The organism is Azospirillum sp. P4_B5 (assembly GCF_056402275.1).
This window is the reverse complement of the sequence record NZ_JBFUHT010000077.1, coordinates 1-14228: the sequence shown is the minus strand read 5'-3', so window position 1 is coordinate 14228 and position 14228 is coordinate 1. Positions and strand designations below refer to the sequence as shown.

Below are 14228 nucleotides of genomic sequence, written 5' to 3'. Positions count from 1 at the left end.
GCCATGCAGGCGCCGAAGACGCCGACGAGGGCGTAGATGACGATCTCGACCTTGCGGCGGACGACGTCGGGCAGCATGACGAGGAAGGATTCGAGGCCGATGTGGCCGGCGTCGCGGACGCCGACGGCGGCGCCGATGAGGGTGACGTAAAGGACCAGCACGATGGCCAGGCTCTCCGCCCAGGTCGGCGAGTCGTTCAGCACGTAGCGGCCGAAGACCTGATAGAACACCACACAGACGATGGCCATCAGGCCGACCATCGCCACGCACATCCCCGACCGCGCCAGACGCGCGTTCACACGCGTCAACAAGCGTGGGGCGGCGAGGGGGCGGACCTCTTCCAATTCGAGTTCGATGCTCATGATGCCGTCCTTCCCGCGGGTGCGGCGCCGGCCGGGAATGGCCGGTGCCGCGACCGCGTGCCTTACGTCGTGTCCTGCCTACTTCGTGTCCTGGATGCGCTGGACGAGGCCTTGCAGCTTGGGTGTGTTGGCGAACTTGGCGAACACGGGCTTCATCGCGTCGATGAATTCCTGCTTGTTCTTCACGTCGCTGATCTGGGAACCCGCCTTCTCGACGATGGCGCGGGAGGCCTCCTCGCGTTCCGTCCACAGCTTGCGCATGTAGGGGACGGAGTCCTTGGCGGCCTTGCGGATGGCGGCCTGGTCGTCCTTCGACAGGCGATCCCACGAAACCTTGGAGAAGACCAGCACCTCCGGCGCCATGGCGTGCTCGGTGCGGGTGAAGTACTTGGCCGCCTCGAAGTGGCGCGAGGATTCATAGGACGGGTAGTTGTTCTCCGCCGCGTCGACGATGCCGGTCTTGAGGCCGGTGTAGACCTCGCCCATCGGCATCGGCGTCGGGTTGGCGCCCAGCGCCTCGATCATCGACACGAACAGGTCCGACTGCTGGACGCGGATCTTCATGCCCTTGAGGTCGGCCAGCGACGACACCGGCTTCTTGGAATAGAGCGAGCGCGAGCCGCTGTCGTAGAAGGCCAGACCGATCAGCCCCTGGCTTTCCATGGCGGCGAGAATCTCGTCGCCGATCGGGCCGTCCAGCACGGCGTGCATGTGGTCGGTGTCGCGGAAGATGAAGGGCAGGGCGACGACCATCGTCTCCGGGACGACGTTGTTCAGCGGTGCCACGTTGATGCGCATCATGTCGAGGCCGCCGATCTTGATCTGCTCGATCGTGTCGCGCTCGTTGCCCAGCGCGCCGTTCGGGTAGACCTTCACGCCGAGCTTGCCGTTGCTGCGTTCGCTCAGCAGCTTGCCCATGTACTTGACCGCCTCGACGGTCGGGTAGTCGCCGGGGTGGATGTCGGCCGACCGGAAGTCGCGGGCCGAGACCGGGGCGGCGAGCAGCGCGCCGGCGGCGCAAGCGGCCAGCAGCGCCATGCCGAGGCGACGGAAGGTGTTCTTCATGACCGTACTCCTGCCTTAGGAGAAGTGCCTGTTGGAGCGGAGGCGGGTCGTCGGCCCGCCGAAAATGGAAAAACGAAAAGGCCCTGCGTTCGGAAGAAGCCCAGGCTGTTCGGCTGTGCGCCTTGAATAATAGCGCTGCGAAAACGGGGGCAAAAAATAATCCCGAAGGGGATGAAGGCGCAAAATCCCGGCGCCATCGGCGTCTGCCGACGGGGGTGAAGCTGGGCGGTTCTCGTCCTTTGTCTGGAGGCGCCCGCGGTGTTCTTCCGCGCGGCTTCCCGATCGTTGTCCGGTGGGCGGGCGGTGCCGGTTGTTCACGTCCGCACCGCGTCCCGCTGGGCTAGTTATATTAATATATCAGCTGTCGAGGCAAGCACAAAACGGGGAGCGGAAAGCGTGACGCCAAAATGTCGCAAGCCGGGTGGGGATTAAAGGTTGGGGATTAAAGCCGGGGCGGCGTTTGACGCCCCGCAGTGGTGGGCGCGTCGGTGAAATAGAGCGGTGCGGCGGCCCGCAAGTCGTCGATGGCCAGCCGCAATCCGTCGAGATGGGCGCCGAGCGCCAGGACGCTCGCCTCCCGGTCGTGGGCGGCAATGGCCTCCACGATGGCGTCGTGCTCGACAATGACTTTCGCCATCTGGCCGGGGACGGGCAGGGTCAGACGCCGGCAGCGGTCGACCTGCACCTTCACCTGCTCCACCAGCGCCCAGAAGCCGGGGAATCCGGCGACGTCGGCGAGCAGGGCGTGGAAGCTCTCGTCGGCCTCGTGGAAGCCGTCGCGGTCGCCGGCGGCGCAGAGGTCGCGTTGCTCCTCCAGCGCCGCGCGCAGTTGCGCGATGTCGCCGGGGGTGGCGCGCATGGCGGCCATCCGCACGGTGGCCTCCTCCAGCGCCTTGCGGATCACCCCGGCCTCCGGCAGGGCGGTGACCGGGATCAGGGATACGTAGGTGCCCGACTGCGGGAAGATGTCGATCAGCCCTTCGTCGGCCAGCCGCAGCACCGCCTCATGCACGGGGGTGCGGCTGACGCCGTAGGCCACGGCGATGCGGGCCTCGGCGATGGGTTCGCCGGGTCGTCGGCGCATCCCCAGGATGTCGTTCCGCAGGTCGCGGTAGATGGGAGAGGCGGAGCGCGGCGCGGGCCGGACCGTGGCGAGCCGGCGCTGCCGCGGCGGGGCGGCGGTGAGGGTGTCCGATGGCATGAGCCACCTCGTCAGACAGGCGGGTCGCGCGGGCGTGGGCCGGCGCCCCGGTGAACGTATGAAAGCTAATATATTAGTGTTTGCGCCCGGTGCTGAGTGGCAAAGTGTGGGACACTTCGGGCGAAGTGTCGCACGTCCCCGCTTCGGCCCGGCGGCGCGTCTCGCGGATCAGGATCAGCAGGCCGCTGGCGATGACAATGGCGGCCCCGGCCAGCACATGGGTTCCCGGCCAGTCGCCCCAGAACAGCCAGCCGAACAGGCAGGCCCAGAGGATTCCGGCGTAGTTGAACGGGCTGATGACCGCCGCCGGGGCCAGGGAATAGGCGCGGGTGGCGAAATACTGCGCGCCGCCGCCGACCAGCCCCATCGCCGCCATCAGCGCGAAGCCCTCCGCCGTCGGCATCGTCCAGACGAAGGGCAGGGCGAAGGCGCTGAGCAGCGTCGAGAAGGCGGTGAAGTAGAAGACGGTGGTGACCGGCGCCTCCGTCCGCCCCAGCTGCCGCATCGCCATCATGGCGAAGGCGTAGGCGACGGCGGCGCTCAGCCCGACCAGCGCGCCGGTGTTCAGCATGCCGCTTCCCGGCTGCACGATGACCAGCACCCCGGCGAAGCCCACCGCCACCGCCCCCCAGCGGTAGGGGCCGACCCGCTCCCCCAGCACCGGCACGGACAACGCGGTCAGGAACAGCGGGGCGGAGAAGGACAGCGCCACCGCGTCGGCCATCGGCATCAAGTGGTAGGACAGGAACAGCAGCACCATGGAGGTCAGGCCGATCGCCGCCCGCCAGAAATGGCCGCCGAGATGCTCCGTCCGCAGGCTGCGCCAGCCGCCGGCGCGGGCCAGCATGGCGGTGGCGGGCAGCAGGGCGAAGGCGTTGCGGAAGAAGGTCACCTCGGCCAGCGGGTAGTCCGCCGCGAGATGCTTCGCCAGCGCGTTCAGCACCGCGTAGAGGAACACCGCCAGCAGCATGGAGACGATGCCGCTGCGCGCCTGGAGATGGCTGGGGATGGGCTGGGCCATGGGTGCCCTGCGGGGTGAGGGAATGGGTTGACCTTGCCCCCACCCCGACCCTCCCCCGCTGACGCAGGGGAGGGAGAAATATCCCCTCCCCTGCGTCAGCGGGGGAGGTTAGGGAGGGGGCAACCGTCAGCGTCTAATGCGCCGTGCGGCGGCTCGGGCGGCGGTAGATGAACCAGTAGACGGCGCCGACCAGCACCGCTCCGCCGAACCAGTTGCCCAGCGTCACCGCGGCGAGATTCAGCAGGAACTGTCCGACCGGGATCACCGGCGCGGCGCGGCCCAGGTCGGCCCAGAAGGAGGCCGGGGCGCCCCATTCGATCAGCAGGCCCAGCGGCACGAAATACATGTTGGCGACGCAGTGCTCGAAGCCCGCGGCGACGAAGGCGCTGACCGGAAAGACGATCGCCATGATCTTGTCGGTCACGCTGCGCGCGCCGAGCGCCAGCCACACCGCGAGGCAGACCAGCACGTTGCACAGGATGCCGAGGAAAAAGGCCTGCCCGGCGGGCAGCCCCGCCTTGGCCGTGGCGAAGTAGAGCGCCGAGGCGCCCACCGCCCCGTGGCCGAAGGCGTACTGCCCGGACAGGAAGACCAGCAGCGCCGTGCCGGCGGCGCCGACGAAGTTGCCGAGCCACACCATGGTCCAGACTTGGAGCATCCGCCCGGTCTTGACTCGCCCGCTGGCCCAGGCCATGACCATCAGCGCGTCGCCGGTGAAGAGCTGCGCGCCGCCGACGATGACCAGGATCAGCCCCAGCGAGAAGACCAGCCCGCCGAGCAGCCGGGTCACCCCGTAGGGCAGCATGCCCTCCGCCCCCGACATGGCGACGGTGGCGAACAGACCGCCCAGCGCGATGAAGGCGCCGGCCAGGACGGCCAGGGCGAACAGCGTCGCGCCGTCGTAGTTGGCCTTCTTGACGCCCAGATTCTCCGCTGCGAGCGCGATGGCGTCGGGCATCAGCGCGTCGAGGGAGGATGCGGGCGGGGCGGCAGGGGAGGCGGCGGCGTGTGGGGCGGCCTCCGGAAGGGAATGCGTGTCCATGGGATTGCTCCTCGTCTCGTACGGCGTCTCACACGACCTTCAGGCCCTGCGTCCGGAAGATGCCGCGCACCCGCTCGGTCAGCTCCGGCGGGGGAGGTTCGGTGTTGGCCAGCGCGTAGGGCAGGCCGAGCTGCTTCCATTTGAACTCGCCCATCTTGTGGAAGGGCAGGACGTCCACCCGCTCGACCACCTCCAGGCCGGCGGCGAATTCCGCCAAGCCCTCGATCTCGTCGAGATGGTCGGTCAGGCCGGGAACCAGCACGTAGCGCAGCCAGATCGGCTTGCGCAGCACCGACAGCCGCTCGGCGAATTCCAGGGTCGGGCGCAGCGGCACGCCGGTCACCGCGCGGTAGGTGGCTTCCTTGAACGCCTTTATGTCCAGCAGCACCAGATCGACGTCGGCCAGCAGATGGTCGTCGGCGTGGCTGCCGAGGAAGCCCGAGGTGTCCAGCGCGGTGTGCAGGCCGAGCTGCTTGGCGCCGCGGTAGATGGCCGCGCAGAATTCCGGCTGGACCAGCGGCTCGCCGCCGCTGATGGTCAGGCCGCCGTGGGCGCGGTGCAGGAAATCGGCGTAGGTGGCGATGTCGGCCAGCACGTCCGAGGACTGGGCCGGCGACCCGTCATGCATGTGGCGGGTGTCGGGGTTGTGGCAGTACTGGCAGCGCAGCGGGCATCCGGCCAGGAACAGGACGTAGCGCAAACCCGGCCCATCGACCGTGCCGCCCGTCTCCACCGAATGGACCCAGCCGCGGACCGATGCGCCCGTCCCGGCGGCGTGCGCGGGGTGGGGGGTAATCGGGCTGAGCATGAGGCACCTCGTGAATGGGCGCCGGTGCCCGCTTCATTGCGGCACCGGCGCTGTGTGCCATCCTATGTCACGCCCTGGCGTCGGCCATGACCGGGGTCAATTGATCTGACCGCGACTCTTGCGCGTATTGCGTGTTCCCGCCGGCGGGAAGGACGGGGCGTTCCACCCAGGCGATGCGCAGGATGTTGGTCGAACCCGGCATGCCGAAGGGCACGCCCGCGGTGATGACCAGCCGCTGCCCGTCCTCCGCCAGACCGTGGGCGTAGGCGATGCGGGTCGCCTTGTGCACCATGTCGGAGAAGTTCTGGATGTCCTCGGTCAGCACGCTGTGTACGCCGTAGGCCAGCACCAGACGGCGCGAGGCGGCGACGGTCGCGGTCAGGCAGAGGATCGGCACCTCCGGCCGTTCGCGGGCGGCGCGCAGGGTGGTGGAGCCGCTGGTGGTGTAGGTGACGATGGCCGCCGCGTGGATGGTGTGGGCGACCTGCCGCGCCGCCGCGGTGATGGCGTCCGCCGCCGTCTCCTGCGGGTCGGCGTGCTGGGCGTCCATCATCGTGCGGTAGAGGTCGTCGTGCTCGACCCGGCGGGCGATGCGGTCCATCATCGACACCGCCTCCACCGGGTAGGCGCCCGACGCGGTCTCCGCCGACAGCATCACCGCGTCGGCGCCGTCGAAGACGGCGGTGGCGACGTCCGACGCCTCGGCGCGGGTCGGGGCGGGGGAGCCGATCATCGATTCGAGCATCTGGGTGGCGACGATCACCGGCTTGCCGGCCTTGCGCGCCTCGCGGATGATCCGCTTCTGGATGCTCGGCACGTCCTCCGGCGGCATCTCGACGCCGAGGTCGCCGCGGGCGACCATCACGCCGTCGGACAGCTCGACGATGCGCTCCAGATGCTGGATGGCCAGCGGCTTCTCCAGCTTGGACATCAGGGCGGCGCGCCCGGCGATCAGCTTGCGCGCCTCCGCCACGTCCTCGGGACGCTGCACGAAGGACAGCGCCACCCAGTCCACCTCCTGGTCCAGCGCGAAGATGAGGTCGGCGCGGTCCTTCGCGGTCAGCGGCGACAGCGGCAGCAGAACGTCGGGCACGTTCACGCCCTTGCGGTCGGACAGCCTGGTGCCGGCCACAACGACGGTGTCGGCGTGGTCGGGGCTGCACTCGACGATGCGCAGCCGCACCTTGCCGTCGTCGAGCAGCAGGTCGGTGCCGGGGCGCAGGGCGGCGAAGATTTCGGGATGGGGCATGCCGACGCGGGTCGCGTCGCCCGGCTCGGTGGAAAGGTCGAGGCGGAAGGACTGGCCCACCGTCAGTTCCACCGAACCGGCGGCGAAGCGGCCGAGCCGCAGCTTCGGACCCTGGAGGTCGGCCATGATGGCGATGGGCCGTTCCAGCTCGCGCTCCAGGGCGCGGATGGCGCGCACGCGGGCGCCGTGGTCGTCGTGCGAGCCGTGGCTGAAGTTCAGGCGGAAGACGTCCACGCCCGCCTCGAACAGCGAGCGGATCATCTCCGGCGAGGAGGAGGACGGACCCAGCGTGGCGACGATCTTCGTCTGCCGGAAGCGGCGGATCGGGGAGGTGGCGGTCATATCGAAACGGGCTCCGCAAAAGAGGGCGGGGACGGCGGGCGCGGCGCGCGGGCGTTCATCGGTAAGACCGCCGCGCCAGAGCCGGCGTGACGGTGCGGCGCGCGGCGGTCGGTGCGGTTCTCGGGGATGCGCTCGCGGCACGGGCGGGCTTGGGCCGGCCGGGCTGCGCGTCTGTCCTTCACAAAATAAAATACTAGTATATCAGATTGAAAGGCAAGCCTGTTTTGCCGGGCGGAGGGGCCTTGCCGCCAAAATGTCGCAGATCTCGCTCTGGCGGAATAGGTTGGGGCGTAGAGCTTTTCGCCAGCGGGGGATGCATTGGTGCAAGCTCGATTTTGGATTATTTTATCGACATGACGTGCTTTAAAACCGCTCCGGTGTGTTGGCATGGAACAAGCCAAGGGATCAGCAAATCATCGGCCTATCCGGATGCATGGGACAAATTTAAGGAACGCCGGAACAATGATGATGGTGGCCGAATGAAGCGGGCGGTGCGGCGATGAACGGTGGCGTAGACTTGAGCAATTGCGACCGGGAGCCGATCCATCTCGTCGGGTCCATCCAACCGAGCGGATTCCTGATCGCGCTGTCGACGGATTGGATCGTCAAGCACGCCTCGTCCAACATCGGGGCGTGGCTGGGGGTGGAGGCCGATGCGCTGCTGGGGCTTCCCCTGACCGAGGTGATGGAGGAGGAGGCGCTGCACGCCCTCCGCGGGCGGCTCCAGCTCTCCCTGATCAACGGGTCGGTGGAGCGCGCCTTCCGGGTGAAGCTGTCGGCCAACGCGCTGCCGCTGGACATCGCAGTGCATCTGTCCGGCCAGTCGATCATCATCGAGGCGGAGCCGAGCGAGCCGGACAGCGAGCTGGACGTCGGTTCCATGGTCCGCGCCATGATCGGACGGCTCCAGCGCACCCCCGATTTCGACTCCTGCTGCCGCGAGGCGGCGCGGCAGCTGCGGTCTCTGACCGGCTTCGACCGGGTGATGATCTACCGGTTCGACCGCGACGGGGCGGGCGAGGTGATCGCGGAATCCGCGGTGCGCGGCATGCCCTCCTATCTGGGGCTGCGCTACCCGGCGTCGGACATCCCCAAGCAGGCCCGCGCGCTGTACGAGCGGAACTGGCTGCGCTGCATCGACGATGTGGACGCCCCGCCCGCGGTCGTCCTGCCGCCCGTCGGGCCGGAGGGCGAGGCGCTCGACCTGTCCATGAGCGTCCTGCGCAGCGTGTCGCCCATCCATTGCGAGTATCTGCGCAACATGGGCGTCGCCGCCTCGCTGTCGGTGTCGATCCTGCGCCGCGGCAAGCTGTGGGGTTTGTTCGCCTGCCACAACATGGTGCCGCGGCGCCTGTCGCTGGAGCGGCGCACGGCGGCCGAGCTGTACGGCCAGATGTTCTCCTTCCTGCTGGAAGGCGTCGAACGCGACCGCGAGGAGGCCTACGAGGCCAAGGCGCGCCTGCTCCACACCCGCATCATGGCGGTGATGGCCGACGGCGCCTCCTCCATGGAGAATCTGGAGCGGCTGCGCGGCGAGGTCGGCCACTACATCCGCAGCGATGGCTTCGCCATCGTGCTGGGCGGCCAGACCCTTGTGGACGGCAGCACCCCGACGCCGGAGGAGTTGCTCGGGCTCGTGCGCATGCTCAACCGCGCGCACGCCAGCCGCGTCTTTGCGACCAGCGAGATCGGGCAGGTTCACCAACCCGGCATGGACTTCGCCGAGCGCGCCGCCGGCATGCTGGCCATCCCGGTGTCGCGCAAGCCGCGCGACCACATCATCTTCTTCCGCAAGGAGTCGGTCCGCACCGTCACCTGGGCCGGCAACCCGAACAAGCCGGTGGAGGCTGGCCCCAACGGGCAGCGTCTGACCCCGCGCAAGAGCTTCGAGGCGTGGAAGGAGACGGTGCACGGCCAGTCCGAGCCCTGGACGGAGGCTGACCTGCGCATCGCCGACTCCCTGCGGATCACGCTGATGGAGGTGGTGCTGCGGCTGGCCGACCAGGCGGAGGAGGAGCGCCGGACGGCCCGCGAGCGGCAGGAGCTGCTGATCGCCGAACTGAACCACCGGGTCCGCAACATCCTCAGCCTCGTCCGCGCCCTGCTGGCCCAGAGCCGGGCCGGCGTCACCCGCGTCGAGGAATTCGCCGAGATCGTCGGCGGGCGCATCCAGGCGCTGGCACGGGCGCACGACCAATTGACGGCGGAGAACTGGAAGCCCTCCCCCCTGCGTCCCCTGATCGCGGCGGAGGTCGACGCCTATCTGGGCAACCGGGCGGAGCGGGTGGTCCTGTCCGGGCCGGAGGTGCTGCTGTCGCCCCCGGCCCTGTCGGTGATGGCGCTGATCATGCACGAGCTGGTGACCAACGCCGCCAAATACGGCGCCTTCGCCGACAGCGGCGGCCGGGTGAAGGTTCATTGGAGCCTGGACGACCAGGACGCGTTGGAACTCTGTTGGGAGGAAAGCGGCGGGCCGCCCGTGCAGGCGCCGACGCGCCAGGGCTTCGGCACCACCATCATCGAGCGTTCGATCCCGCACGAGTTGAAGGGCGAGGCGACGGTGACCTACGCCCTGGCCGGGCTGAAGGCGCGCTTCACCATTCCGGCCATCCATGTCAGCCTGGCGCCGGAACGCCCGGCGGTGATCGAAGCGGCGGTGACGCCCTGCGCGGCGGCGGATATTCCGCTGGGCGGGGCTGTGCTGCTTCTGGAAGACAACATGATCATCGCCATGAGCGCGGAGGACATGCTGCTGAAGCTGGGCGCCGAGCGGGTGGAGACGGTGGCGAGCGTCCGTCAGGCGCTGGTCGCCATCGCGGACGATCCGCCGGCCATGGCGCTTCTCGACGTCAATCTGGGAACCGAGACCTCCTTCCCGGTGGCGGAGCGGCTGCGCGAGCTGGGCATCCCCTTCCTGTTCGCCACCGGCTACGGCGAGTCCGCGATCTTCCCGGAGGAGTTCCGCGACGTACTGGTCCTGCGGAAGCCCTACGATTCCGAGCAGGTGCGGCGGGGGCTCCAGACGGTGCGGGGGATGTAGCCGGTCGGCGGGAGAGTCGGTCGTCGGGAAACTTGGCCCACTCCGGAACGTCACGCGGCGGTGCCGGTCTGGCGGGTCAGGGCCTCCTGGAGCAGGCGGGCGGTGACCGGCTTGAACATCAGGCCGATCCCGTGCCGCTCGGCCTCCTGCATCACGTCGGGGCCGGAATCGCCGGTCAGCAGGACGGCGGGAACCGGTGCCCCGGCCAGTTCGCGGATCTTCAGGATGGCCTCGGTGCCCACCTTGTGCTCGCGCAGGCGGTAATCGGCGACCATCACGTCGGGCCGCCGCCCCGCCGCCCGCAGCCGCTCCAGCGCCTCGTCGGTGGAGGAGGCGACGATGGTGTCGTAGCCCCAATCCTGGAAGATCGAGCGCAGCCCCATCAGGACGATGGCGTCGTCGTCGATCAGGACAGCCAGCCGCCCGCGCTCCGTTTCGCGGGGCGGGAGAACCGGAGCCGGGCTTTCCGCGGCGTCGCCGAGCGGCACGGAGATGCGGAACACCGACCCCTTGCCGAGTTCGGAGCGCACCTCCACCGGGTGGCCGAGCAGCGCCGACAGCTTCTGCACGATGGCGAGGCCGAGGCCGAGCCCTTGGTTGCGGTCCCGCTCGGGGTTGCCGACCTGATAGAACTCCTCGAAGATCCAGGACATCTGCTCGCCGGAGATGCCGATTCCGGTGTCGCGCACCTGGATGCCGACGTGGCCGTCCAGGGGGTGGCATTCCAGGCGGATCACCCCGCGCTCGGTGTAGCGGATGGCGTTCTCCACCAGATTGCGGACCATGCGCCCCAGCAGGTTGCGGTCGCTGCGCACGGTCAGGTCGTGGTGGTTCACCACCTGGAGATCCAGCCCCTTGGCGGCGGCGACCGGGGCGTAGGCGGACCCGATGTCGTCGAGCAGCGGCTTGACGGGAATATCCTCGATCCGCGGTTCGATCACCCCGGCGTCGAGCTGCGAGACGTCGAGCAGGCTGTCGAGCAGGCCCTTCAGCGTCTCCATCCCGCGCTCCAGCATCGCCAGGGCGTCGCGCCCGCGCGGGGAGTGGACGTGGCTGTGCAGCGCCTCGGCGAAGAAGAACATGGACTGCATGGGCTGGCGCAGATCATGGCTGGCGGCGGCCAGGAAGCGGCTCTTGGAGCGGTCGGCCTGCTCCGCCGCCTCGCGGGCCATGCGGCTGTCGTGCACGTCCACCGCGGTGCCGACCCAGGCGATGATCTGCCCGTTCTGGCGCATCGGGTTGATCCGGCAGACGTGCCAGCGGTAGACCCCGTCGTGGCGCTGCATGCGCACATCGAAGCCGTAGGGCTCGCCCGCGGCGATGCCGCGCTCGCGGCAGTCGAGCAGCCGGGGATAGTCGGCGGGGTGGATGTAGGACCAGCGCTCCCCCTGTTCCGGGCTGCGCCCGGTGTAGGAGCGCCAGGCGGCGTTGTAGTATTCCCGCGCCCCGTCCGGCCGGTTGATCCACATCATCACCGGGGTGTTTTCGACCAGCTCGCGGAAGCGGGTCTCGCTCCGCCGCAGGGCTTCCTCGCCGGCATTGCGCTCGGTGATGTCGGTCAGGGTGACGACGGCCAGCGTGATGCGGCAATCGGGATCGCGCACCGGCTCGGCATCGGCCAGACAGATGACGGGACCGGCAGGAGTGTCGCGGCGCAGCTCCTCCTGCCGCACCACCGCGCCGTCGCGCAGGGCGCGGACCAGCGGCAACTCCGAAGACCTTTCCGAACCGCTCCTGAAGGAGCGGGGATAGTCCTCGATGCGCTCGATCCGGCCGAGCGGCTGGCCGATCAGCCGTTCCGCCGCGCTGTTGTGCAGGATCACCCGTCCGGTGGGCGCCTCCGCCACCACCACGCCGGCGCGCAGATGCTCCAGCACCGCCTTCAGCAGCGACCGCTCCGTTTCGCGCTGGCGGGTCAGGCGCCCGATGGCCCAGGCGGTTCCGGTCAGGGTGAGCAGCAGGATGAGCAGGAAGGGGAACCACGACCACAGGGTGGCCACATCGACGGTGCGCAGCGCGGCGGCCCGGTCGATCCCCACGGCGATGGCGAGGCCGCTGCCGTTGGCGCCCGGCGGGGAATAGGCGGTGACGCGGGGCGTCCCGTCCAAACCCTCGGTCAGCGCCGTCGCCGTCTCCGCGCCGCTGAGCAACAGGCCGAGCCGCTCGGGAAGCGGCCGGCCGACGATTCCCTGGAGGTCCGGGACGCGGACGAGGACGGTGCCGCCGCGGTCGGCCAGAAGGACCGTCACATTCGGCGGCAGGGGCTTGCGCGCCTGATACTGGCGCAGCCAGTCGAGGTCGAGCAGGGCGGTGACGACCGCCGGCTGGGTTCCATCGCTTTGCCCGTCGCTCTCGCCGCCGCGTGCATAGGGCAGGGCGAAGGGCAGAACGCGGTGGCGCGGCCCCTCGGTGGCGACATATTCGCCCACCGAGAAGAGGCCGGTCGTCAGGGCCTGACGAATCTGCGGCTGGTCGGCGCTTCCGGTCCCGACGGTCCTTCGGTCGGTGGCGCACAGGACGGTCCCCGATCGGTCGGCGAAGCCCAGCGTCAGATAGCTGGGCAGGCGCTGGTGAAGCCGCTCCATCGTCTCCTGGCAGGCCGGACCGGCGATCTCCGCCTCCGCCAGCGTGACCAGGATGTGTTCGATGTCGTCGACGATCCGCTGCTGTTCGGTCTGGATCAGGTCGAGCAGACGCAACGCCTCCTGACCGAGTTCGGCCTCCCGTTCCGCCCGCAGCCGGGTGTGGGAATAGACCTCGAACCCGATCAGCGGGGCCAGAGTGAAGACGAGCAGCAGAAGCCAGCGAGCCATGGACACGATCGACCGTCCCGGCCCGGGGGCCGATGGGATGAAGGAAGCGATCGTGTGAACCCTAACATACCGTAGTATGTTGCAACGCCTGTCCTTCGGTCCTAACGCTTTCCTGCGCCCGGCTGCGCTTGCCTCAACCCAAGGTCAGTGCTCCGCAATGGGGCGGGCGCCCGCCAGGAAGAGGGCGACGGCCCGTCCGACGTAACGCTCCACCTCCTCCATGGAGAAGGATTGTTCCGGCAGGATCAGGCGGCGCAGCAGGATGTTGCCGGTGATCATGCCGATGAAGCCGCGGGCGGCCGCCTCCGGCTCCGCGACGGTCAGGGCACCGGCGGCGGTCTGCCGCGCCAGATAGTCGGCCAGCCGCCGCTGGGCGGTTTCCGGGCCGATGCGGAAGAAGGCTTCGGCGATGTCGGGGATGCGTCCGCCCTCCGAGACCAGCACGCGGACGATGGCCATGGTGCGGTCGTCGAACAGCGCCGCGACGAGGTGCAGGGCGAAGCGGGTCAGCCCGTCCTCCGGCGCTGCCCGCTCGTCGGCCTGGATGGCGGCCAGCCCGTCCTGGATGCGGGCGCTGTTCTCCTCCATCATCACGCGGAACAGCCCCTCCTTGTCGCCGAAATGCTCGTAGAGGGTGGCGCGCGACCCGCCGGCCCGGCCGATGATGTCAGTCAGCGTGGTCTTCTCGAAGCCCTTCTCGACGAACAGCGCCGCCGCCGCGTCGAGCAAGGCCTGCCGGCGCGCCCGACCGCGCGGGCCGACCGTGGATGCGTCCTTGTCCGTTGTCCTGTCCGTCAATTCCCTGGCGTTTCCCCGGTGCATCGGTTTTTCCACGGCCTTCCAAGCGAAAGTTCCGCACACTGTCGAAGGAGCTATGCCGGCTGCCAAGCTCTATTGCAATGGGGTCTGTCAGCCCGGTTTCCTAGCGGCAGTATCATTTATGATGGTTCCGCCTTGCGCATGGCATCGAAATGCATAGGGGTATTAAATATTCGCTTTGCAGAAATTCATTAAATGTTCACGCAAAATAAATCAGCATAAATAATATCGCGCATTTGTGATGCATGTCACAAAATGGATATTTTTCGTGAATCTTTTAGTGAAAATACTAATGTATTTTCGATCTTATCATGTGCCGTCACTACCGGGAATGCAAAGGTAATGAAGTTGCGTGAAGCCGCCCATCTATATGTAGTGGGTCGCCGTTTCGGTTGATGACGCCAGAACGACACGCTTTTCTGGCCTGAACAGCGATTGCTGAGGCGGGATCCGAAGCGAGAACCGG

General features: G+C 68.5%; 11 protein-coding genes. 1 reads left to right on the top strand and 10 read right to left on the bottom strand.

Annotation, left to right across the window (positions count from 1 at the left end; genetic code table 11):
• The 7 genes from AC1DVI_RS30910 to pyk all read right to left on the bottom strand — a co-directional run.
• On the bottom strand, nucleotides 1-362 hold a 362-nt coding region (locus AC1DVI_RS30910; RefSeq protein ID WP_476961233.1), incomplete at its 3' end, for a TRAP transporter small permease.
• A 78-nt stretch (nucleotides 363-440) separates the two neighbouring features.
• Nucleotides 441-1427: a TRAP transporter substrate-binding protein gene (locus tag AC1DVI_RS30905; RefSeq protein WP_476961232.1), complete on the bottom strand. Its 987-nt coding sequence runs from the start codon at nucleotides 1425-1427 to the stop codon at nucleotides 441-443.
• A gap of 442 nt (nucleotides 1428-1869) precedes the next feature.
• Nucleotides 1870-2628: a GntR family transcriptional regulator gene (locus AC1DVI_RS30900; RefSeq protein WP_476961231.1), complete on the bottom strand. Its 759-nt coding sequence runs from the start codon at nucleotides 2626-2628 to the stop codon at nucleotides 1870-1872.
• A gap of 73 nt (nucleotides 2629-2701) precedes the next feature.
• Nucleotides 2702-3649, bottom strand: coding sequence for a DMT family transporter (locus AC1DVI_RS30895; protein ID WP_476961230.1), 948 nt, complete (start codon nucleotides 3647-3649; stop codon nucleotides 2702-2704).
• A gap of 133 nt (nucleotides 3650-3782) precedes the next feature.
• On the bottom strand, nucleotides 3783-4691 hold the full coding sequence (locus AC1DVI_RS30890) for a formate/nitrite transporter family protein (protein ID WP_476961229.1): 909 nt from the start codon (nucleotides 4689-4691) through the stop codon (nucleotides 3783-3785).
• A gap of 28 nt (nucleotides 4692-4719) precedes the next feature.
• The gene (gene pflA, locus AC1DVI_RS30885; protein ID WP_476961228.1) at nucleotides 4720-5499 is read right to left on the bottom strand and encodes a pyruvate formate-lyase-activating protein; all 780 of its coding nucleotides are present in this window, start codon (nucleotides 5497-5499) and stop codon (nucleotides 4720-4722) included.
• Between the two features lie 67 nt (nucleotides 5500-5566).
• Nucleotides 5567-7090 (bottom strand): pyruvate kinase, encoded by a 1524-nt coding sequence (gene pyk / locus AC1DVI_RS30880; protein ID WP_476961227.1) that lies wholly within the window; start codon nucleotides 7088-7090, stop codon nucleotides 5567-5569.
• A 517-nt stretch (nucleotides 7091-7607) separates the two neighbouring features.
• On the opposite strand from pyk, the gene AC1DVI_RS30875 reads away from it, so the two are divergent.
• The gene (locus tag AC1DVI_RS30875; RefSeq protein ID WP_476961226.1) at nucleotides 7608-10130 is read left to right on the top strand and encodes an HWE histidine kinase domain-containing protein; all 2523 of its coding nucleotides are present in this window, start codon (nucleotides 7608-7610) and stop codon (nucleotides 10128-10130) included.
• Between the two features lie 50 nt (nucleotides 10131-10180).
• Here AC1DVI_RS30875 and AC1DVI_RS30870 read toward each other — a convergent pair whose 3' ends face one another.
• The 3 genes from AC1DVI_RS30870 to AC1DVI_RS30860 all read right to left on the bottom strand — a co-directional run.
• On the bottom strand, nucleotides 10181-12943 hold the full coding sequence (locus AC1DVI_RS30870; RefSeq protein ID WP_476961225.1) for a hybrid sensor histidine kinase/response regulator: 2763 nt from the start codon (nucleotides 12941-12943) through the stop codon (nucleotides 10181-10183).
• Nucleotides 12944-13087: 144 nt separating this feature from the next.
• Nucleotides 13088-13741, bottom strand: coding sequence for a TetR/AcrR family transcriptional regulator (locus tag AC1DVI_RS30865; protein ID WP_476961224.1), 654 nt, complete (start codon nucleotides 13739-13741; stop codon nucleotides 13088-13090).
• Between the two features lie 269 nt (nucleotides 13742-14010).
• On the bottom strand, nucleotides 14011-14228 hold a 218-nt coding region (locus AC1DVI_RS30860), incomplete at its 5' end, for a hypothetical protein (protein WP_476961223.1).

Excerpts from the sequence above, each read along its gene's own strand:
- AC1DVI_RS30905 (WP_476961232.1), bottom strand. The coding sequence starts at position 1,427 with ATGAAGAACACCTTCCGTCGCCTCGGCATGGCGCTGCTGGCCGCTTGC.
- AC1DVI_RS30900 (WP_476961231.1), bottom strand. The coding sequence starts at position 2,628 with ATGCCATCGGACACCCTCACCGCCGCCCCGCCGCGGCAGCGCCGGCTC.
- AC1DVI_RS30895 (WP_476961230.1), bottom strand. The coding sequence starts at position 3,649 with ATGGCCCAGCCCATCCCCAGCCATCTCCAGGCGCGCAGCGGCATCGTC.
- AC1DVI_RS30890 (WP_476961229.1), bottom strand. The coding sequence starts at position 4,691 with ATGGACACGCATTCCCTTCCGGAGGCCGCCCCACACGCCGCCGCCTCC.
- pflA (WP_476961228.1), bottom strand. The coding sequence starts at position 5,499 with ATGCTCAGCCCGATTACCCCCCACCCCGCGCACGCCGCCGGGACGGGC.
- pyk (WP_476961227.1), bottom strand. The coding sequence starts at position 7,090 with ATGACCGCCACCTCCCCGATCCGCCGCTTCCGGCAGACGAAGATCGTC.
- AC1DVI_RS30870 (WP_476961225.1), bottom strand. The coding sequence starts at position 12,943 with ATGGCTCGCTGGCTTCTGCTGCTCGTCTTCACTCTGGCCCCGCTGATC.